Source organism: Empedobacter sp. UBA6745 (genome assembly GCF_002453775.1).
Lineage (GTDB): Bacteria > Bacteroidota > Bacteroidia > Flavobacteriales > Weeksellaceae > Empedobacter > Empedobacter falsenii_C.
On the sequence record NZ_DKHL01000007.1, the window covers coordinates 1 to 21,510 of the forward strand.

General features: G+C 30.9%; 17 protein-coding genes. 6 read left to right on the top strand and 11 right to left on the bottom strand.

The genetic code is table 11. The annotated features are described in order from the left end of the window. Window positions 1–1,448 precede the first annotated feature (1,448 nt). Window positions 1,449–1,613 carry a type II toxin-antitoxin system RelE/ParE family toxin gene (locus B4H69_RS02445; protein WP_180905166.1) on the top strand — a complete coding sequence of 55 codons (165 nt, stop codon included), beginning with the start codon at window positions 1,449–1,451 and terminating at the stop codon, window positions 1,611–1,613. Window positions 1,614–1,689: 76 nt separating this feature from the next. On the opposite strand, the gene B4H69_RS02450 is transcribed toward B4H69_RS02445, so the two are convergent. The 6 genes from B4H69_RS02450 to proS all read right to left on the bottom strand — a co-directional run bounded on the left by B4H69_RS02450 (window position 1,690) and on the right by proS (window position 13,401). Beyond that, the gene (locus B4H69_RS02450; RefSeq protein WP_180905167.1) at window positions 1,690–1,911 is read right to left on the bottom strand and encodes a hypothetical protein; all 222 of its coding nucleotides are present in this window, start codon (window positions 1,909–1,911) and stop codon (window positions 1,690–1,692) included. Continuing rightward, window positions 1,911–2,753: an RHS repeat domain-containing protein gene (locus tag B4H69_RS02455; RefSeq protein ID WP_407932832.1), complete on the bottom strand. Its 843-nt coding sequence runs from the start codon at window positions 2,751–2,753 to the stop codon at window positions 1,911–1,913. The genes B4H69_RS02450 and B4H69_RS02455 overlap by 1 nt, the downstream gene beginning before the upstream one ends. A 665-nt stretch (window positions 2,754–3,418) precedes the next feature. Then, complete coding sequence (locus B4H69_RS02465) at window positions 3,419–6,817, bottom strand: DUF6443 domain-containing protein (protein ID WP_280045226.1); 3,399 nt, start codon at window positions 6,815–6,817, stop codon at window positions 3,419–3,421. Between the two features lie 11 nt (window positions 6,818–6,828). Continuing rightward, window positions 6,829–10,113 carry a hypothetical protein gene (locus B4H69_RS02470; RefSeq protein WP_180905175.1) on the bottom strand — a complete coding sequence of 1,095 codons (3,285 nt, stop codon included), beginning with the start codon at window positions 10,111–10,113 and terminating at the stop codon, window positions 6,829–6,831. 2 nt (window positions 10,114–10,115) lie between these two features. Further along, a complete protein-coding gene (locus B4H69_RS02475) occupies window positions 10,116–11,630 on the bottom strand; it encodes a T9SS type A sorting domain-containing protein (protein ID WP_244957971.1) in 1,515 nt (504 codons plus the stop codon). Window positions 11,631–11,922: 292 nt separating this feature from the next. Continuing rightward, a complete protein-coding gene (gene proS / locus B4H69_RS02480; RefSeq protein ID WP_180905176.1) occupies window positions 11,923–13,401 on the bottom strand; it encodes a proline--tRNA ligase in 1,479 nt (492 codons plus the stop codon). Between the two features lie 103 nt (window positions 13,402–13,504). On the opposite strand from proS, the gene B4H69_RS02485 reads away from it, so the two are divergent. Together B4H69_RS02485 and B4H69_RS02490 are read left to right on the top strand one after the other, a co-directional pair. Further along, a complete protein-coding gene (locus B4H69_RS02485) occupies window positions 13,505–14,845 on the top strand; it encodes a hypothetical protein (protein ID WP_180905177.1) in 1,341 nt (446 codons plus the stop codon). A 21-nt stretch (window positions 14,846–14,866) separates the two neighbouring features. Beyond that, the gene (locus B4H69_RS02490) at window positions 14,867–16,261 is read left to right on the top strand and encodes an OmpP1/FadL family transporter (RefSeq protein WP_180905178.1); all 1,395 of its coding nucleotides are present in this window, start codon (window positions 14,867–14,869) and stop codon (window positions 16,259–16,261) included. 91 nt (window positions 16,262–16,352) lie between these two features. Here the strand turns inward: B4H69_RS02490 and B4H69_RS02495 are convergent, their stop codons facing one another. Beyond that, window positions 16,353–17,108 carry a head GIN domain-containing protein gene (locus tag B4H69_RS02495; protein WP_180905179.1) on the bottom strand — a complete coding sequence of 252 codons (756 nt, stop codon included), beginning with the start codon at window positions 17,106–17,108 and terminating at the stop codon, window positions 16,353–16,355. A 113-nt stretch (window positions 17,109–17,221) separates the two neighbouring features. Between B4H69_RS02495 and B4H69_RS02500 the strand changes: the two genes are divergently transcribed. The 3 genes from B4H69_RS02500 (at window position 17,222) to B4H69_RS02510 (ending at window position 19,080) form a co-directional block, all read left to right on the top strand. After that, window positions 17,222–17,986, top strand: a complete 765-nt coding sequence (locus B4H69_RS02500; RefSeq protein WP_115001807.1) for an exodeoxyribonuclease III — start codon at window positions 17,222–17,224, stop codon at window positions 17,984–17,986. A 10-nt stretch (window positions 17,987–17,996) separates the two neighbouring features. After that, on the top strand, window positions 17,997–18,524 hold the full coding sequence (locus B4H69_RS02505; protein WP_180905180.1) for a hypothetical protein: 528 nt from the start codon (window positions 17,997–17,999) through the stop codon (window positions 18,522–18,524). 82 nt (window positions 18,525–18,606) lie between these two features. Next, the gene (locus B4H69_RS02510; RefSeq protein ID WP_180905181.1) at window positions 18,607–19,080 is read left to right on the top strand and encodes a GNAT family N-acetyltransferase; all 474 of its coding nucleotides are present in this window, start codon (window positions 18,607–18,609) and stop codon (window positions 19,078–19,080) included. Between the two features lie 39 nt (window positions 19,081–19,119). Here B4H69_RS02510 and B4H69_RS02515 read toward each other — a convergent pair whose 3' ends face one another. Genes B4H69_RS02515 through B4H69_RS02530 form a run of 4 tightly spaced genes read right to left on the bottom strand, consistent with a single transcriptional unit; the run spans window position 19,120 to window position 21,463 of the window. Continuing rightward, window positions 19,120–19,860, bottom strand: coding sequence for a hypothetical protein (locus tag B4H69_RS02515; protein WP_180905182.1), 741 nt, complete (start codon window positions 19,858–19,860; stop codon window positions 19,120–19,122). Window positions 19,861–19,872: 12 nt separating this feature from the next. Beyond that, complete coding sequence (locus B4H69_RS02520; protein WP_180905183.1) at window positions 19,873–20,397, bottom strand: DUF4136 domain-containing protein; 525 nt, start codon at window positions 20,395–20,397, stop codon at window positions 19,873–19,875. A gap of 11 nt (window positions 20,398–20,408) precedes the next feature. Further along, a complete protein-coding gene (locus tag B4H69_RS02525; RefSeq protein WP_180905184.1) occupies window positions 20,409–20,948 on the bottom strand; it encodes a GNAT family N-acetyltransferase in 540 nt (179 codons plus the stop codon). A 2-nt stretch (window positions 20,949–20,950) separates the two neighbouring features. Next, window positions 20,951–21,463 (bottom strand): NUDIX hydrolase, encoded by a 513-nt coding sequence (locus B4H69_RS02530; protein ID WP_180905185.1) that lies wholly within the window; start codon window positions 21,461–21,463, stop codon window positions 20,951–20,953. Window positions 21,464–21,510 lie beyond the last annotated feature (47 nt).

Below are 21,510 nucleotides of genomic sequence, written 5' to 3' on the forward strand. Positions count from 1 at the left end.
AAAAATGAACATATAATTATTAATCAACTTGTAACAATTTTTACCTAAGCTCCACTGGAGCTTCTCCTTTTAATTTCAAATTCTTAATCTCAAATGTTTTTTCATCAAGGTTCCCCGTAGGGCATATAAATTCATTTGAAATAATAATAACTCATGAATAAAAAATGAACAAATAATCATTTTCTTATTATCGTAATTATGTTCAGAACCTCATTTCGTTGTCATTCTGAACTTATCTCAAAACCTCATCCTTAATCTGAATACATAATACTTTTTACATTTTACTTAATACTTAAAAACATCTTACAATTCTAAAATCTCAATACTAATATCTAACACCTACTATATACATCTTACAATTCTAATAGAATCTAATAACCGTCTGTGTATTTCTATTATAAGAAACACATATTTTTAGAGAGAGTATTTTACTTGATTTGTAGAGGAATTAAACCAAGTGTAACGTATGAAGTCCAATGCTATTGTTATGGAAGAAACGACCAAAACAAAAAAGGCATGAACTCATCTTAAAGCTTTTGAGGTACTGGTATACCTTGCAACAATAAGAGAGCCCACGCCTAGGTCGTGAGCAAATTTACTTATTTTCTCGTTGCTACAAAAATTACCAGTTTTCAAAAGCGAGATTAAAGTACAATTACTTTATTTTTTAACTATCTGATAACAAATATAATAATATATTTTTAATTGCGCACTATCGACCGCAATATTTTTACATACTACTCTTATTATTGTTACAATGGATAACGTAAACAGACGTATATGTAAATACATATATTATAATTGGATAATAAATTCTGATTCACAAAGAAAGTTTGCTGATGAGCATAATATAGAAGAAAGTATTGTTAGAAAGATTAAAAAAGCATCTCAAGATAAAGATTATATTGAGTATAATATTCCTATCACTACACTTGAAAAAATATGTACATCTAGGGAAATCAAGTTATACGAGTTTTTCAAAATGGTTAATATATAATAAAGGCTCCAACTTGGAGCCTTTATTTATTTAACTTCTGCCAATTGTCTTGCAGTTTTTAATTTTATTTTAGTAGATAAAACTCTTTTTACATTCCATTATTAACGTATGAGAAATAATAATGCTATAAAGTAGGAGTAAATCTTACTATCTATTGAACAATAATTCAAATTATTTCACATTCCAAAAACACTTTACACAACAAGGTATACCTCTTATTTTGTCGTCTATATTTTATAATAACAAAATAGCCTATTTCTTCGGGGTTTGTTCGAGTGTCCTTCGACAATGGTTCGAGAAAAAGGTTGTTTTGTCGAACAACAGTCGAACAACGGTCGAAGGATTATCGAAGAAGATAGGTTAAAACACGGCTTTATTTAGATGTAATATTTTTACGTTAAATGATATAATTTGAGAGAATTTTGTAAAATAATAAAAGGCAAACAAACGTTTGACAATAAAATCGAAAGGAAAAGGTAAAAGCGGTGGAGCAAGAGTAATAACGCATCTTTTTATTGAAAACGAAACAGTTTATCTACTTTCTCTTTACGATAAAAGCGAGCAAAATTCTATCTCCGATAAAGAAATAAAAGATTTACTAAAACTGATAAAATAACAAAAGGCAAACAAACGTTTGCCTTTTTCTTTATTGTGTATTATTTTATTTAAAATAATACGATTGGAAGAGTATCTTATTCAAGTACTACAGCATTGACACCAATTTTATTAATTTCTTTAATAAAAAGATTACCTAATTCAATGTCATTAATTCTTATAATAACTTTTTTCCCATCTAATAGATTATCAACATTATTTTTTGATTCTTTTAAAGATAATTTTAATAAATCCATTTGCAATTTTGTTAAACATACTTTTTGGAATCCCTCATTCCAACTTTCTAATAATATTTCCATTAATTAACTGGTATTTTAATAGGTGAAGGTATTTGACCTTTATATTTACCTGTAGTTCTTTTACCTCCTTGTATAATAACTTCTTCTACTTTAAATTGTTTTCCTAAATCTTTTGCCATTTTCCATAAATTTTGACGACCAATTTGCCCTCCAGAAGAACCTTGAAGATGTAACTGATTTAAATGTAATTGATTTTCTTTTACAATGAAATTAGTAACTCCTTCTACTGTCTCATTTCCTATTTTAGCAGTAAAAATCATTACATCATCCTCTATTTGAGCAATTTTAACTAAATTTTTCGCAAAGACAGCTGATTTTAATAATGACCAACCTCCATTTAAAAGTTTAAAACTTCCAATCGCTAAACCTCTTAAAGCTATCGCAGGACCAATTACATCAGTTTCTATTAAATTTAAGGAAGAAGGCCCTTTAATTCCATATGTTCTTAAAGTTCTTTCATGAGCACTTTCGGTAACATCTTTAGAATCTACTAATTTTCCATTTTCAAAAAGATAATCTTTATCATCGCCACCTAAATTATTAACTTTTTTATAGCCTCCATTTCCATCTCTTTCATAACCATTATCATTCCCATCTTTTGAACCCCTTTCATGAGGAGGAATATACATTCCCATTTCATTATAACGGTTTCTACCCCATATATCTTGAGCCTCCATTCCGTCAGGATCAATCATATTGACAGGATTATTTAGAACATAATTGTAAGGAGTTGTATTAATGAATTTCTCCGCGAGCGGGTCAATGTTAAACCATCTACCAATTGCAGGGTCATAGTTTCGCGCTCCGTAATCGTATAAATTTAAGCTTAATTCCTCTTGCAGTTCAGCACTTCGTGCGCTATGTTCGTCAAAAGTTTACTCAAAACTTTTTTCTCCATAATCATTGTATTTGTACTTATAGTTAGCATTTGCAAGATTGGTATTGTTGTATCCACTATGTTTTAACCCAAATGGATAATAATTGTTTTCTTCTAAAACAAACTCAAAGAACTTATGTCGATAAATTTAAAAAATTATACGTTAAAAATCTAGCTACTTTATAAAATAACAAAAGGCAAACAAACGTTTGCCTTTTGCTTTATTGAGAATGTTGGGTTGTTTTCCGGCAACACATCTGATACACTACCATTATTTTGATTTTAGTAATTCAACACTATATACAAACGATACAAAGCTAATTGTTATATAAATTAACAAATATAGGTAACCTATAAAAGAGGATTGAAAATTATAAACTTCATACTGCTTTTTTCTTATATAGTTATTTATAATTAAGAATAATCCTAAACAAAATAAAATAACTGGAATAATATAATTTTTATTAGGATAATGATTCTTCATTAGAATATAATTTATTAATGTTAAAATATTCATCCAAAGCATTATTGTGAAAAATACTGATGTTGTAAATGTTGAAACATCTTGATTACCTACTTTTTTTTGGAATTCAATAAAGTGGAATATGATGTAGTTTAAAATTTTTTTCATTATTGAGTGGGTTTTTCAAATAGATCCTTACCTGATGAATATTCATATATTGCCTTACCTCCAAAATAAATCAAGGAGGCTCCTGCACCAAATGGTCCTAAAAAACCTACACCGCTCATTATCATATCTACAGTAAACTCCGTGCCAGAGATTTGACCTGAGCCATACTGATAAATTGATACAACAGCACCTACTCCAGCTAAAGCATTTCCTGATATTTTAAGAACTTTTGCAGCTGATGCAACTTTTGAAGTTTTGATTGCTGAATTTAAAAGTGATGTTCTATAACTAGGACGAGTATATTCATCTAAAATTGTAAAATTAACTGTAGATTTAGTTTTAAGAGCTTTATCTAAATAAGATGTAGTTTTGGCAATTCCTTGTTCTAAACCTAAAGAAGTCAAATCATAATATTTATTATTTAAAATACCATCAATAAACTCATATTGAGGTATATAACTATTCGTGTTAGATTCTTTTTTATTACTATTTGTCACAGTAGTTTCAGCTAGCTGTATTACTGCACTTACAGTATTTGTTTCAGTATCATAAACATATTCATTATTAGGATCATCAATAAAAGGTTTAAATTCTGGAGTTTTTGGACAAGTAGGGCAAGTTTCAATATTTTGTTCAAATAAGCCAGTTGGATCAGAAAAATAAATTGGATTGTTAAAAGAGAAACGATAAGGAGTCCAATCAGGCATTACTTCAGCAAGTCCATCCTGAGACATAAATCTACCTATTGAAGCATCATAATTTCTGAAGTCCATAGCAGTCCAATTAAGACCTAATTCTTCTTGTAACTCTTTGCCGTTGTATTTGTACTTATAGTTAGTATTTGCAAGATTAGTATTGTTGTATCCCTTATGCTTTAACCCAAACGGATAGTAATTGTTTTCTTCTAATACTTTTAGCGTACCATTTGCTTCTTTTTGGTAACTCAATCGTACATTTCCAAGATGATCAGTGTAATTGTAAACATAATTAAAAGTTGTACCTCCAGTTACATTCACATACCCCTCAGCTGTTGGAAAAAACTGTAAACTGTTATTTACGTACTGAAAACCTCCTAAATAATCGGTTGTGGTTACTGTAGCTCCATCTGTTACGACTTTTCTTAACTTAACTCCACTTGCATCGTACGTGTAATTAATCTTTTTAGATGCATTCCAAAGAACTTCTGTTGGTAAATTTAAGTAATTATAACTAATTTTTGTTATTCCTTTGTTTAAATCTTTGGTAAGATTACCATTAAGATCATATTTGTAATCATTTTTAGGATCTTCAATTGTTGTTCCGCTGTATTTATTCTTATCAGCGAAACCATCTTCTGTTCTGTTGTCAGAAACATTAAGAAGTTTATTCGAATTAGCTTGATAATCGTATGTTAAATCATCGATTGTAAATAGATTATTGTTCAATAAGTTTCCATTACGTGTAAAACCTTTTATATTCCCATTATAATCGTAGCCTTTTACATATTCATTATAAGCACCAACATTGGTAGAACCTCCTATAAAACCAGTTTGTATTACAGCAAAATCTGCCGTTAACAGTCGATTTAATCCATCATAATCAAATCTATAGGTTTTATATGAATCTTGTTCATTGGTTTTCCAAGAAACTCCAGATATATTTCCATTGAAATGAGAACCGTAGTTGATATTAAATGAAAATAATTTTGGTCTAATAGCTTGTTCTACATCGTTTATATCTGTTAACCAACCTCTAATATTATACTTATAATCTACCGTTTGTAATGGATTAGAAGCAACCGTGTTTCCAACTTTCTTACTCGTCAACTGATTGATTTCGTTGTACGAATTTTGAACAATGTATTCTATTGCACCATTATTAATTTGGTGTGTTTGATACTTTAATAATTCATTCTCATAATATTCAAAACCTTCATTGATTGTTATTTCTGCTCCTATATCCGTTGGTTTGTGCTTGGTAACTGTATGCTTAACCTTTCCTCTAAAATCTAAAATAGATGCGGTTGTTTGATATCCTTTCAAATAATTATCTAAGTGAGAAGCTACTGGACGAATATATTTCGAATCATAATATGTATACGCTTTGTTCCACGTTGCAGTACCTAATACATTGGTATAACTTGCAACAGCTAAACCTTTGGTTTTTGTATCATCAACCCCAACAACTTTTTGATTATCTATAGACGAAGGTGTAACACCTAAATTTTGATAATGATCGTAATAATTAACAGATTGAACGGTTAAGCTTCCGTTAGGAAATTGCGCATTGGTATAGAAAATATTTTGTCCATTATTAGCAAATACAGTTGGTACTCTTTCTTCATTATTAGCCGTTTTTTTATTGTTCAAAGCGGTTTGCATTGAACCTCGTGTCGCTGTATTTTTAAAGAAACCTGAATACACCATTCTTCCAAATTTATCGTATTTAAAGAAAGTCCATCCTTTTTCAACTGCCGTTCGTTGATTGATATCTTGTTGTAAGGTTAAACGATCTTGGTTATCATACACCATAAATTCACGTCCTTTTCCAGGAAGTTGTTTTTCAACTAACCTGTTCTTTTCATCATAAAAATATTGATAACCTAATTCGGCAAGATTATTTCTGTAAGAATTGATATTTCCATAATCGGTATTTATTAATTGTGGTGGAAGAACAAAGGTTAAATTACCATAAATATCGTACACGTAATACGTATCATGATTACCAGACGAATTTAAAGGAGCTACTGTTTTTGATTCGATGTGAATTCTTTTCAGAACAACTCTCCCTTCTTTGTCTTTAAATTCCTCAATAGGTTGACCATTCTCATCTGTTGTAATCGTTTTATATAAAGCTCCTCCTGAATATGTTATAGAATTACTTAACGTTAAAGTTGGATTGGTAGTAGGATCTGCTACGCCAAAATTAAAAACTTCTCCATCTGAATTTGTTGCATATTGAAATCCTATCTCATGACCTGCTCCTTTCATCCAGTCTCTTCCTGGAGCAGCCTGAAATAACACTCGGTTTAAAGGTGAATTCTCAAATGTTTTTTCTGAATAAGGAATATAGTCTCCTGTCGTTTCTAAGTAAAAAGTATCTCCTGTTGCTCCAGTATTTAGTTGATTACTTGCTCCAGAAATAGGAAAAGGCAAATATTCTTTGGCTTGACGCCCAAAACCATCATATTCAAATGGTGTTACAATCGTATTACCTGTAGGTGAAGCACCTACTTGCAAGGCTTGTTTTTCACGTCCTAGACCATCAAAATAAACAACAGTTTCTTTCTTTTCAGAACAATCGGCTTTTAAACATTCGACTGTTTTAATGTAATTCTCCGTAGAGGTTTGTGCATATACACTACCACTTCCTAAAGTCAGAAGCGTACCGTATATAAAATTTTTATAAAAGTGTTTCATCTCGCTATAGCTTAAGGTTGTTTGTAGTTGTACTCAAAGGTTTTTAATACTTCTTGTTTATCATTTACGATAGATTGCAAACGGTTAGCTGCATCATAGTTGTAATATTCTGTTTGTCCGTTTGGCCCTGTAATACTAGTGACACCAACAAGAGGTTGATAGATATAAGAAGTGATCATAGCTTGAGGTAATGCTGTTCGTAAACTAGCAAAAGAATCTTTCGTTAAAGTACCATTGTTGCTTGCTATTTCTAAATTTTGAATAAAACTACTAACCTCTGATAAAGAAGCTCCTTCTATTTTAGCGATAGGATATTGACCGCCATATCCCCAAATAATAGAAACAGGAATTCCATTTTCTAAAGTATATTGTGTAAGATTACCTTTAGCATCATAACTGGTGTAAGTTATTTTTCGGTCGGCTGTAGTTTTAATATTGACACCATTTCCTTTCTTTTGATGAACAGCAGCTTTCTGAACGATTCCATTGAATAAATTATATTGATTATGAACTTCAGAAATATATACGCCATCAACACTTTGTTTGACAACAACTGGCTCTGCAATGCGGTTAGCATCGGTTAGTTCTTTCATGTAATCTTCTTGTCCAACTAAATCAGGTGGATATTGGTATTCCGTAGTTAATGTTTCGTTTTTGCTGTTTTTGGTTGTTACACTTGCTGGATACAAATGTTTATAAGTAGGTGAATAGTGATTTTCTGTTGTTATCACTATACTATCATTTGGAAAAAAATCAGTTGTTGTTGTTCTAATATTTTGTATCCATGCATTATCTATTGAAAAAGGAGCATATTCAAATTTAGCAAAAACAAAACCATTCTCATCTTGTACTTTTGTAATATCTAAACCATATTCTATTCCAGAATGATTTGGAAGTGCACTTGATGAAAATCTATTTAAAAATCTATCTTCATTGTAATCAAATATAGTTTTTTTTACTATTGTATTCTCATTATCTTTTAAAACCTCCTCTTTAACTTTTCCTTGTAAAAAAGCTTCATTACATATAGGATATATAAAATTTGATGTTCCATAACCATCAAAACGCGTAGAACATCCGCTATTATTATACATTGTCAGTTTTGTGTAATTTTCACTTTCCTTTTTTAAATTTTTATACGTTTCAGTTACGTATTTATATAATACAGATTTTCCATTTATTGTATTAATTTGCCACCCAGGATTGTTTGTTATTATCCTTTGTTTTCCAGCTAATTTAGTATCTCCTTTAGTAAAATTTGAGGTATAAAAAGTTCTGAATTGATTTTCACCATATAAGGTTCCACTTTCTTTTGTTGTTTCTGGAATCGCATAAGTATAATCTCTAGTAATCGTATTATTATTGTTATCATCAAGAGTAATGTTTTTAACTCTTATAGTTCCTATAGATTCATTATGTTCAGGTACAATAAAAGTTTCTCTTTCAATCCATGATAATGTTGCGTAACAATCAATAGATTTTTCAGTTAAATGATCATAACCTTTTTCAATAGACATTTTAAAACTTTTACCTTCAATATCTGATGCTTTGTAAGGCGTTCCATTTCCCAATGTATATTGATAAGGATTTTTTATTATGTTTTGATTAGTAGATTTATTTAGAACGGATAAATAACAATTTCCAACTGTTTCTACTCCTGAACCATTATCATTATCTCCTGTGAAATTTAGTTTAACATCATATATTCGTATATTATTTCCTTTTCTCGCCTCAAAATCTAAATAATCATATGTAGACCTAGTATTATAAGTTTTTTCTACATGATAAATAATAGAATCAACACTTTCTTTCTTAAAATATTGATCAGCTTCATATTTAATAGTTAAACTTCCTTTTGTTGGGTATATAATCTTTTTTAGATTTCCTATGATTCCATATTCAAGATTAGGTTTTTTATCAGCTCCTCCATAAAAAGATGTATTCCCTTTAAAGTTAGTTATGGTAGCTGCTGGGATAGAAGACATCTGTCCGCTTTTACCATTATAAACCCCCCAATAATCTTGCGCAAAAGAGAAACGATTAATTAATGGTTTTTCTTCATAATATTCTAATCTATATTTTTGATTAGAAAATATCTCTTCAATCTCTTCTAATTTTAATCGTTTATCAATACCTTTAATTAATCTACTATCAATTAAGTTCATTTGCCTTGTTAAATCTTGATGAATATCAAGCGAAGGAGAAACAAAATAATTTGCGGTTTGGTTTAACTTAAATTTTTTAATAGGTTTACCATTATAGTCTATTACAATAATTTCTTCTAAAAAAACTTCTCCTGGTAAATCTTGTCGTTCTTTTTTACTATTATTTACATTATAATTAAATTCAATTGCATTATTCTCATACTTTATCCTTTTTAATACAGGTTCATTTGAAGATGAATAATACAAGCAAAAAGGCGATATATTAGGACCTGAACCTTGCGAATCATCATTAAAATAATTAACTGCTTTTATTTCATCAACTTTTTTTTGTTCTGAAAAACCAGTAGCAAACATGGTATGCGCAGGATGTTCATATTCATATTTAATTATTTTTTTATTTTTGGTTAAAATTTTTTCTAATATATATGTAGAATTTGAAGCTTCGGCCAAAACTGAGGCACAAGTGTTATAGTTATAACTTGACATTGGACTTGAAAAGAAAAATTCATTTCCTTGATCATCTATAATTATTATTGTACCATCTTGCTTTTTAATTTCAATAGGATAATATGGGATAGTAATTCCTTTTGAATTTTTAGAATCAATAATAAATTTCCCTGAATAGTTTCCAATACTATAAGAATAAATATCTGGTTTATATTCTTCTATTGGTTCCATCCCATTTCCTACTGCGGCCATTGCAATCTGATAAGAAGGATTGTCTGCACTTGTAACATCATTAGGATAAAATGTTCCTGGATCAAATATTTCTCTTGTATTATAGTAATCTTTGGCTCCTACAACTTGCATTGTCAATGATGGACCTGCATTAAGATTCCAACCTAAACCTACTCTTGAAGCTATTTCATCTACTTTAACACCTGCTGTTGAGTAATCTAACTGTATAGGTATAGTTAATCCATCAACCTGAATTGTGTAAATAGGGATATTAAAGTTTGCTACACCTGTATAACTACCTGCAGGAATATCAACGAATTTTGCAAATGCATATGCTTCAGGTGTTTTAGGATATAAATCTATATTATAATTATTACTATTTTCTCCTATACTCACCTGTCCAAAAACATTTCCTACAGCTAATAAAATAAATAGCACTATTTTTTTCTTCATAATTACTTTTTAATAATTTTAATAGATTCGGTTTGGTTGTCGGTTTTGATTTTTAGGATGTAAACACCAGCTGGATAATTCCCTAACGAAATTGGTGTTGAACGATACTTCACCTCTTTAGTTTGCAAATGTTGACCGGTTAAATTATAAACTTCAATTATTGCTTTTTCAAACTCTTTGTTGATTAAAACATTTACAAAATCACGTGTAGGATTTGGGTAAGTTTCAACGTATACTCGTTTGATATCATCTTCTTCTTTTCCGAGTTTCACTAAATAAAAATCCGATTGACCTTTGTTTCCTTTAGCTTGTTGAGTAGAATTTCCAAATAGAATGATTGAGCCATCACGAGTGGTGATTGCTTTTTCGAGATAATTGAATCCCTCTTCTCCAAACTGTTTGTTCCAAACCTTTGAACCATTTTCATCAAAAGATTGAGTGATGTAATAACTCTCGATAGAATGATTGTTACTTTTTAATTGCCCTAACGTAGAGATTTTATTCGCTGTTAGAAGAAATTTATTATCAATTAATTTGATTTCTGTAATAGTCAAATCATTATCTATTTCTAATTCGGTTGTTTTTTGAGTTTGAAAAGTAAAATCGGTTTGAATAACCTTTGGGTTTAACTTATTTTCAGCCTTTTCTAGAATAGAAAACAAATAACCATTTTCATGTTCTTGAAATGAAATCAACTGATTTTCTGAATTTAAATTTAAATTCTGTTCAGAGATTATTTCTCCTTTTTGAGTAATCTGAACTATCCAAGCTCCATTAGAAGTTTGATCTATCGTTTTATTTCCACTTATAGGAGAGTTCGAATTGCCAACTAAAACAAAACCGTCTTTCGTTTCTATAACCGATTTGATTTTATCATCAAATGATCCACCATACGTTTTTTCCCAAAGGATTTCTCCTTTTTCATTTAGTTTGATGATGTAATAATCGTTTCCTCCAAAATTCTCGCTCTTTTTGTACTGAGAAGGTGTTGAGTTAGAATTAGCAGCTATTAAATATCCTTTATCTTTTGTTCGAATAATTTCTACAGGAATGTCATTCCCATTTCCGCCAAAAGAATTTTGCCATTGTGTTTTTCCTTGTGCATCAATTTTTATAACCCAAATATCTTCGTTCCCTTGGTTTTCACTTATTTTATCGCCAGATTTTGAAGATGTAGAAGCCCCTACTAAAACATAACCACCGTCAGAAGTAGATTGAGCTGCATATAAAAAATCTGAACCATTTCCTCCAAAAGAATTTTGCCATTCTTGTTGACCGTTCTCATCCATTTTCCAAATGAAATAGTCTAAACTTCCTTGATTTTTCTTTTGAATATCTCCTATTGTATTAGAAGCAGAACTCCCTAAAATCAAGAAACCATAATCGGGTGTAGAAATCGCATTGTATAAATATTCTGCTTGTTCTCCTCCTATAGACTTTTCCCACATTATATCTTGTTGTGCTGAAATAGTATACATAGAAAATAAACAGAATACCGACAGTAGAGTTTTTCTCATATATCAATATTTACTTTTTTGCAAAAATAGTCTTTTTTACTATATTGACATTATAACGAAATCTATTCTATATCAATAATGTAATTTATATTTTCAATTTTACAAATCTCAAACAATTATCTAAAAATAAATTACGGTTTTACGTAAAATAAAATCCAAAAAAATAATTTCCCTACTATAGTAATTACATTTAAAAGAATTGCACGCCAAAAAACATCAAAATAGAAAAGGAGCTAATTAATAGCTCCTTTTTTATTTTGGAAAGTTTTTTTGCTAATTATTGTTTAGTAAATTAATATGCTTTCGCATATAAAACTCTGTATTTTGCAGGTTTTCCAGAGAAAACATCAACTCCTTCTGTAGGCGTTTCAAAAGCTTGAGGAATACAACGAATTGTTGCTTTCGTCGCATTTTTTACCGCTTCTTCTGTTTCTTCTGTTCCGTCCCATAAAGCTGAAACAAAACCACCTTTATTTTCGATAATATCTTTGAACTCTTCAAAAGTTGTTGCTTCTGTTGTATGAGTATCTCTAAAATCTGACGCTTTTTGGAATAAATTAGTTTGAATATCTTCTAATAATTTCTCTACTTCAGTTGACACATTATCCAACGCAATAAATTGTTTTTCTAATGTATCACGACGAGCAACCTCAACATGACCTTTTTCTAAATCTTTTGGTCCAATTGCAATTCGTACAGGAACACCTTTCAATTCGTATTCAGCAAATTTCCAACCTGGTTTCGTTTTATCATCATCATCAAATTTGATCGAAATTCCTTTCGCTTTCAATTCTGATGAAAATTTATCCACTACTTGACGAATTTCTTCTAATTGTTCTTCTGTTTTATAAATTGGAACAACAACAATCTGAATTGGTGCCAATTTTGGAGGTAAAACTAATCCTAAATCATCAGAATGCGTCATAATTAATGCCCCCATCAAACGAGTAGAAACTCCCCAAGAAGTTGCCCAAACATATTCTTGTTTTCCTTCTTTACTAGCAAATTTTACATCAAAAGCTTTCGCAAAGTTTTGCCCTAAAAAGTGAGAAGTTCCCGCTTGTAAAGCTTTTCCATCTTGCATCAACGCTTCAATTGTGTACGTGTCATCTGCACCCGCAAAACGCTCAGAATCTGACTTTCTTCCTTTTACAACTGGAATTGCCATAAAATTCTCTACAACATCCGCATACACTTCTTGCATTTGTTGCGCTTCTGCAATTGCTTCATCTTTTGTTTCGTGTGCTGTGTGTCCTTCTTGCCATAAAAATTCGGCAGTTCTCAAAAACAAACGCGTACGCATTTCCCAACGCACAACATTTGCCCATTGATTAATCAAAATTGGTAAATCGCGGTACGACTGAATCCAACCTTTGTATGTACTCCAAATAATTGCTTCTGAAGTTGGACGAACTATTAATTCTTCTTCTAATTTTGCTTCTGGATCTACAATTAATTTTCCTTTATTATCAGGATCATTTTTCAATCGATAATGTGTTACAACTGCACATTCTTTTGCAAAACCTTCTGCGTTTTTTTCTTCAGCTTCGAATAAACTTTTAGGAACAAATAAGGGGAAATAAGCATTTTGATGACCTGTTTCTTTAAATCTTTTGTCTAATTCTGCTTGTAGTTTTTCCCAAATAGCATAGCCATATGGTTTGATCACCATACACCCTCTAACCTTGGAATTTTCAGCTAAATTTGCTTTTACAACAAGCTCATTGTACCACTTAGAATAATCCTCAGCACGAGTTGTTAATTTTGCCATAATCTTTTATATTTGTTGATAAGTTTCGTATCTTTACTTGGCATAAAAATTGCCTTTAAATTTATGCAAATTTAATTATTACAAACGATGTAAATTTATAATTATGAACAAAGTTTATAAAATTTCTAATAAAATTTCTGCAACTACATTAATTCTTGTGGCTGCATTAGGAATTTCATCTTGTTCGACTTATCAACCAAGTGGTTACGAAAGCGACGGAGTTTACTATAATCCGAAAACAGATAAAACCTATCAACAAGCTCAACCACAATATGGAAACGAGCAAGGAGAACAAGAAAATCAAGGGGAAATAAAAATTGGTAGTCCATACTTTGATGCAGAAGGAAATGGTGCTGAACAATTTTATTACCAAGATGATGTTGATAGTACAAATGATAATACTCAATCTAAATCAGCAACCAAAGTTAAAATTAACGGATATGGTTTAGGTGGTTACAATTATTTTGGAAACAACTATTACACACTTACTTATAACGGATCAAGTAATTATGACTGGGGACGTAATGATGGTGTAGAAATTAATATCTGGAACAACTATCCTTGGTACAATTACGGATGGGGAGGTTTCTACAATCCATATCGTTGGGGATATTACAATCCTTGGTATGGTGGATGGTACGGAAACGGATTTGGTATTTCATTCGGATGGGGATGGAACGATCCATGGTATAATGGATATTATGGTTGGGGTTGGAATAGACCTTACTATGGTGGATATTATGGAGGTTACTACGGTTGGAATAACGGTTGGGGTTACGGTTACGGATATCCAGGTTATTACGGATATGGATACAATCGTCCAAGAGGAATTTATTCTCAACCAGGTTACAGAAACGGTGGTCGTTTAAATAACACGATTAATTCTACTCGTCCTGTTGGAAGCTTAAATGGTAGAAACAACCAAATCTCTACAGGTTTAAGACCTACTCGTGATAATACAATTAATACTACAACACGTCCAACTCGCGAAGTTAGACCAGGTACAGACCAAAGTCAAATTAACGGAACTCGTCCTACAAGAGAGGTTAGACCTACTATTGATCAAGGACAAATGAATAATACACGTCCAACTCGTGAAGTAAGACCAAGTGTAGACCAAAGTCAAATTAACGGAACTCGTCCTACAAGAGAAGTAAGACCTACTGTTGATCAAGGGCAAATGAATAACACACGTCCAACTCGTGAAGTAAGACCAGCGCAAACACAACAGCCTACTTACAACACAAGACCGACTCGCGAAGCGCAACAATATCAACAACCAACAAGAAGCTATGACAGAACAAATAGCATGAACAATTCTCGTTCATCATATTCAACACCTTCTCCAAGTAGAGGTAGCAGTATGAGTAGCGGAAGCATGGGAGGTGGTTCTCGCGGAAGTAGCACAGGAGGCGGAGGTTCTCGTGGTGGAGGAAGAAGATAACTAGATTTAGATCATATATAAATGAAAAAAATATTATTAAGCCTTTGTACCTTAGCTGGTACATTGGCTTTTGCACAACAAAACAAAGGGTACGAAACTCAGTATTCTACAAATGCTATAAATTTATATTCGCAAGATATTAACAGCGGAAATGCTAAATATATTGGTGTTGGTGGGGCTGTTGGTGCATTAGGAAGTGACATTACTTCTGTCGAGCAAAATCCTGCTGGATTAGGAGTAGCAATTAACTCTGACGTACAAGTAACAGCTGGTGTTTCTACTTTTAGTAACAAAACTAATTTCGGAACAAATATCAAAGAATCTGAAAGTAATTTTGATTTCCAACAATTTGGAGGAACATTTGTTTTTGCAAATGAAGCTTCAAAATGGAATCGTTTCACAGTTGGTGTCGCTTATCTTAATCAGCGTTTAGACAATTATTCATCAATTGGAACAAATGAAGGAATTAAATTTGATAATCCAAATGGAACTTTCAATGGTTACATTAAAGATATAGATGGATACAAATCTAAATTCTCTGTTAATTTAGGAACTAGCTATGACGACAAAGTCTACTTAGGATTTGGATTAAACTTCCACGAAACTAACTATTCGGGATACGAACAATATGCAGAGCGTGATGACGACAATGGAAAAACTTATGTATACAATGCAGATGGAGCTCCATATAGTGAAATTGGGCAAGGATTTTCTTTCTCTTTAGGTGCTATTTACAAAGTGAATCACAATGTACGTTTAGGAGCGGCTTATCATTCTCCTGTTTGGTACAATGTTTCGGAAGATTATTATGCAGCAAACTTCATCAATAACGGAACTGCTGTAGATTCTTATTATATGTATTCTTCTGATTACGATATGACACGTGGTGGTCGCCTTGTAGGAAGTTTAGGTTTTGTTGTTGGTAAAAATTTATCACTTGGTGCTGATTATACGTACCACATGAACAATGATACAAAATTAAAACCATCACAATATTTTAATTCTTCTAATAATTTCATCAATGATTTTGTAAAAAATTCAAGTGAAGTTAGAGTTGGTGCAGAATACCGTGTAGATCGTTTCAAAGTAAGAGCGGGTTATAATTATGTAACTTCTCCTTACAAAGATTTTACAATGGATATTGCAAACGAAAACAATGTTGTAACAAATGCAGCTGTTTTATCGAAAGCATTTCAAGGAGATATTAATCGTGCAAGTTTTGGTTTAGGATATGATTTTGGTGGATTCTATATCGATGCGGCTTATCAATATCAAACTCAAAAATATCAACAGTTGATTGGTGGAACAGATTATATTAATACTAATAATGAATTTGTTTCTTTACCTAACACTTACGCTCCAAAAGTTAAATTAAACAACAATTTATTCTTATTGACATTAGGTTGGCAATTCTAATAAAGAAAATAGATATAAAAAATCGGATGAAATTCATCCGATTTTTTTGTAGTACTAAATATTAACTTATCATAGTTTTAAACAAAAACTATTAGTTTATTCTTTTGATAGAAGACATTCCAGAAGTGCTCACTTTCGTTTTCAAACTATTTTCGTCTACATAACGAACAGAACTCGCTCCAGAACTATCAGCAGTCAAATTATTCACAGCCCAAACTGTTGTAGAACTTGCTCCTGAACAATCAACAACTACATTCGCAGCTTTCAATTCTTTTCCAACAAATGAAGAAGCTCCCGAAACTGAAATGTTTAAATCCTGTACATTTCCAGAAATTTTCATACTTGATGCACCAGAATTATCAACCGAAATAGAATTAGAAACTACATCTAATTTCAAATTACTTGCTCCTGATAAATCAACCGCCATTTTTTCTACTTTTTGCGTTGGTAAAACCGTTACATTCGTTGCTCCAGAAAGATTAAATGAACGTAATTTTTGATGTGAGAATTTAATTTTAATAGAAGAATTTTTCAAATTTACTGTTCCATTAATTTTCATCACCAAAACACCATTCTTCACTTCAGTCGTGATTCTATTCATAATATTATCTGGTGCTTCAACAGAAATTTGACCATTATAATTACCATCCTCAACTGTAACACTTATTGCACTACTTACGTCAATCCCTTCAAAAGAAGCAACTTTACGCGTTTCCGTAACTGTATTACTACTCGCTTCTACTCGATCTAAATAATTAGAAGCTGGTGATTTAGAATTTAAATCGACCGAACAACTCGCAAATCCTAACGAACTGAATATTAAAATTGGAAGAAAAATGTATTTCATATAGATGTCTTTTATTATATAGACGCATTAACTTCTAAAAAGTTACAAAAAATATTCACTTTATTTATCATTCTAAATCAATCCGTCATAAATATTTAGTAATTTCGCTAACTATGAAAATCATCAGTTACAATGTAAATGGAATTCGCGCTGCGATGACGAAAGGTTTGGTTGAATGGTTAGAGGCTGCACAACCAGATGTTTTATGTATTCAAGAAACAAAAGCAATGCAAGAACAAGTGGACACAAAACCTTTTGAGGAATTGGGTTATCACATTTATTGGCATGCAGCAGAGAAAAAAGGATACAGCGGAGTGGCTATTTTCTCGAAAATAAAACCAAATCATGTACAAATAGGAACTGGAATAGATTATATTGACAGAGAAGGTCGCGTTTTGAGACTTGATTTTGACAATGTTTCGGTAATTAGTTTGTATTTGCCAAGTGGAACAAATATTGATCGATTAGACTTTAAATTACAATTTTGCGAAGATTTTAAAGATTATATCAAAGAACTTAAAATCTCTCATCCAAACATTGTAATTTGTGGCGATTATAACATTTGTCACGAAGCAATTGATATTCACGATCCTGTTCGTAATGCAAAAGTTTCTGGTTTTTTACCTGTCGAAAGAGAATGGATGACTGCTTTTCTTGATGAATGTAATATGATTGATTCTTTTCGTTATTTTGTAAAAGAACCTCATCATTATTCGTGGTGGTCTTACCGTGCAAATGCGCGCAATAATAACAAAGGTTGGAGAATCGATTACAATATGGTGAGTAATACATTAGAAAAAAATATGACACGTGCGACAATTTTACCAGATGCGAAGCACTCAGATCATTGTCCTGTTTTATTAGAATTAGACGTTTAAGATTATATAAATGAAAAAAATTGTACTTTGTTGTTTCGCTCTTTTTGCTATTGCAAGTTGCGTTCCTCAGAAACAACACCAAGAATTGGAAGCTAATTATTACAAAGCTTTAGACGATCAATCGAATACATCTAAAGAATTGACATTAGCGAATTTGAAAATCGAGAATCTTGAAAAAGATTTAGCAAAAACAAAAAGCGAATTATACATCAAAGATACAGCTTTATCAAATGCACAATCTATGATTAGAATGGCTCAAAAAGAGCACGATACTAATTTGCAAGAATTATATTCTGCTTTGAATAGTTCTGGAGAAAAATCGAAACTTTTCTATACTCAATTGAATGAAAAAGAAAAACAAGTTGCTGATTTGACTCAAAAAGTAAAAGATTTGGACGCTAAGATTGATCAAAAAGATACAGAAATCTTTAATCTAAAAAGACAAATCTTAACACAAGAGATTAATCAAAAGGTTTCGGAAGCAACAGCTACGCCTCCTAAAACAACAACTCCAGCAAAAACTGGAACAAAAAAATAAGCAATAAAAAGTCTTACACCAAAATGTAAGACTTTTTTTATTCTCCAAATCGAAGTAACTTTGCAACAACTAAAAAGTTTTAATGAAAGTTATTTGCGAAACAAAAAGTTTGATCTTACGAGAGTTTTTTGAGATTGATGCATTCGAATTATTTCAATTAAATTCTGACAAAGAATTGATGAAAATCGTCAACGAAAAACCGTATAAATCTGAAGACGAAGCGAAGTTTTTTATCGAAAATATGGAGAAACATTACCAAGAACATGGTTTTGGTCTATGGGGTGTTCACGAGAAAAAAAGCGGACGATTTGTTGGTTGGGGAGGTTTGCGTCAAACAAAATACGGCGCAGTTATCAACATTCGTTTGAAACGTAAATTTCAGAACAAAGGTTACGGAACAGAAGTTTTGAATGAAATTGTAGATTATGCAAAAAATGAATTGAAGTTAGATAAAATAGCTGCTAAAGCAAATGCAAATCAACCAGAAACATTGAAACTTTTACAAAAATCTAAACTTCAACAATCAGAAGAGAACGAATTAATTTTTAAATTATAAAAAATAAAAAAAGCCTTGATAATAATTTACCAAGGCTTTTTATTGAAAAAAATCTCTTTCTGCAATCAATGTCTTTTTTCCATCAACTACTCTATACTTTTTTATCCATAGTTGTTTCTGATTATAAACATACTCAAACTCTTCAGTTCGATGTTTATTATAACCTCCAATCATAATTATTGGATATTCTTTTTCTGGAATACTTTTCCTTTCAAGTTTGATTACATTTTGAAATTTATCATACTGATATTGTTCAATATCAACTTGTAATTGATTTTGGGTATAATAATAATTTTTAACTGATTTTACATTTCCCAAATCATCATATAAAAATTCTTTTTTTAAACTAAAAGCAGAATCTTCAACTTCAGGATAAAGAGTTGTTATTTTTTCTGGTAATTTAGAAGCTCCTTTATAAATATAACTTTTTTTATCTTTCTCTAAAATTCTACCTAAATCATCATATCTCAAGATATAATTTGTTTGAAATAAAAGTTCATTATTAGTTGTATTATAACTATTTACGCTTATTAAATTACCTATCGCATCATAAATAAAAGATTCTTTTCTAACTATATTATCTTTAGAAAAATAAAAGATTAAATCTGTCACTCTACTTTCTTTTAAATTATATTCAGTAGTTGACCCCATAAAACTTTTGAATACAACTTGACGATATGATGAGTAATCTTCATGATTCGAAAGACCTTCAAAATCATTAATTTGACCAAAACAAAACTGAAATATTAAACAAAGAAATACCGTATAACAAATTTTCATCAAACTATTGTTTTATTTCTTTTTAGGTGGGAATTTTTGCAACAATTTCGTTACACCTTTCTGAATATTCGCTGCACGAACTTCTGGCGAAGCTTTCAAGGGCATTTGAATTTTCAAGGTTCCTTCCCAAACTAATCTTCCTTCATCCTTCATCGAAATCGTATAATTTTGATTTAATTTTTGAGACATAATCGGAATTCCAACCGAAACTCCACCTCCAAAACCATAACTACCCGTTCCCATTCCAATTCCTACATTTGAATTTTGTTGTTTAGAAACAAACTCTTCTGGCTTCACGTCTAACGTTAAAACTCCATCATTCGATTTCTGAAAACCTCTGTACAACATTCCTTTTTCAATAGACGAATATAATCTGGCAGAATCTAAACCATTCAAACCTAAATTTCCCGTTTGTGTAAAAGAATATGTTCTATTTGTTTCAAAATCAAAATCTCGGTCATAATCTACCGCTATATTTTGCGTACTACATGAAACAATTGTTAAAAATAACGCACTTAGTAAAAGTATTTTTTTCATAATAAATTTTATTAATCAGTTTTCAATTTCGAATAGATATCTACACTAAGAAATTGATTATCTTTTATTTCACAATCCCTCATAGAACCTTCAAAAATGAAGCCCATTTTTTCGATTGCTTTTTTACAAGTTATATTTCTCGAATCAACATAACCTTCTATTCTATGCAAATTCAACGAATTATACGCAAAATCACAAATAAGAGGAAATGCTTCTTTCATAAATCCTTTGTTCCAAAAATCAGGCAATAACCAGAATCCAATTTCAGCTTTTTTGTTCTTTTTATCTAAATTATTCAACCCTCCAACTCCGTAAAAAGTAGAGTTATCAACAGAACAGATCGCCCAATAAATTCCTGTTTCGTTTTCTTCTAATCCTTTGTACCAATCAATTTGTTCCTGAGTTTCTTCTAAAGTTTTATAACTTACTCCATAATATTTTATCACTTCTGGATGCGATAAGCCTTTAAAAATATCATGAATATCTTCTTGAACAATTTGTCGAAAAAGCAATCGTTCAGAATTCAATATTGGAAAAGAATCAGAATTCATTTTTATTGATTTTTAATATAAGTTTCCACCACTTTTCTCAACGAATCAAAACCTATTTCATCTAAATTAATTTCGTTGATAGGAACCCACTTTACTTCTGCAATTTCATCTTTTTCAAGCGTAATTTCTTCATCTGGAAAATCAGCAATAAATGCTAAATCACACGTTTTATATGGAACTTCTTTGTACTCATATGTATTGGGTTGAGATAAAAAATACTTGAAATTCTCTAATGGAATTTTAATTCCTAATTCTTCCTCAATCTCTCGTTGACACGTTCTTTCTGCCGATTCATTTGGGTCTGTAAAACCTCCAGCCAAATCCAACATTCCTTTCTTTGGTTCTCTATTTCGAACTGTAAAAAGAATTTTATCTTCTTTTTTTAGAATAACCGCAACAGCAGCTGCCACATTTTGATAATAAACCAAATCACAATTTTTACACGACATTTTTCTAAAATCAAAATGATCGATAGAATGTCCACAATTTGGACAAAATTTAAACGATTTTATCATCTTTTTAGGTTAATGATTATTATTTATTTTGAGTATCCGTCATGTCA

Bases quoted from the DNA above. Each gene is read 5' to 3' on its own strand.
- B4H69_RS02470 (WP_180905175.1), bottom strand. From the start codon at position 10,113: ATGAAGAAAAAAATAGTGCTATTTATTTTATTAGCTGTAGGAAATGTT.
- B4H69_RS02515 (WP_180905182.1), bottom strand. From the start codon at position 19,860: ATGAAAATTTGTTATACGGTATTTCTTTGTTTAATATTTCAGTTTTGT.
- B4H69_RS02495 (WP_180905179.1), bottom strand. From the start codon at position 17,108: ATGAAATACATTTTTCTTCCAATTTTAATATTCAGTTCGTTAGGATTT.
- B4H69_RS02505 (WP_180905180.1), top strand. From the start codon at position 17,997: ATGAAAAAAATTGTACTTTGTTGTTTCGCTCTTTTTGCTATTGCAAGT.
- B4H69_RS02525 (WP_180905184.1), bottom strand. From the start codon at position 20,948: ATGAATTCTGATTCTTTTCCAATATTGAATTCTGAACGATTGCTTTTT.
- B4H69_RS02490 (WP_180905178.1), top strand. From the start codon at position 14,867: ATGAAAAAAATATTATTAAGCCTTTGTACCTTAGCTGGTACATTGGCT.
- B4H69_RS02450 (WP_180905167.1), bottom strand. From the start codon at position 1,911: ATGGAAATATTATTAGAAAGTTGGAATGAGGGATTCCAAAAAGTATGT.
- B4H69_RS02475 (WP_244957971.1), bottom strand. From the start codon at position 11,630: ATGAGAAAAACTCTACTGTCGGTATTCTGTTTATTTTCTATGTATACT.
- B4H69_RS02465 (WP_280045226.1), bottom strand. From the start codon at position 6,817: ATGAAACACTTTTATAAAAATTTTATATACGGTACGCTTCTGACTTTA.
- B4H69_RS02530 (WP_180905185.1), bottom strand. From the start codon at position 21,463: ATGATAAAATCGTTTAAATTTTGTCCAAATTGTGGACATTCTATCGAT.
- proS (WP_180905176.1), bottom strand. From the start codon at position 13,401: ATGGCAAAATTAACAACTCGTGCTGAGGATTATTCTAAGTGGTACAAT.
- B4H69_RS02500 (WP_115001807.1), top strand. From the start codon at position 17,222: ATGAAAATCATCAGTTACAATGTAAATGGAATTCGCGCTGCGATGACG.
- B4H69_RS02520 (WP_180905183.1), bottom strand. From the start codon at position 20,397: ATGAAAAAAATACTTTTACTAAGTGCGTTATTTTTAACAATTGTTTCA.
- B4H69_RS02485 (WP_180905177.1), top strand. From the start codon at position 13,505: ATGAACAAAGTTTATAAAATTTCTAATAAAATTTCTGCAACTACATTA.
- B4H69_RS02510 (WP_180905181.1), top strand. From the start codon at position 18,607: ATGAAAGTTATTTGCGAAACAAAAAGTTTGATCTTACGAGAGTTTTTT.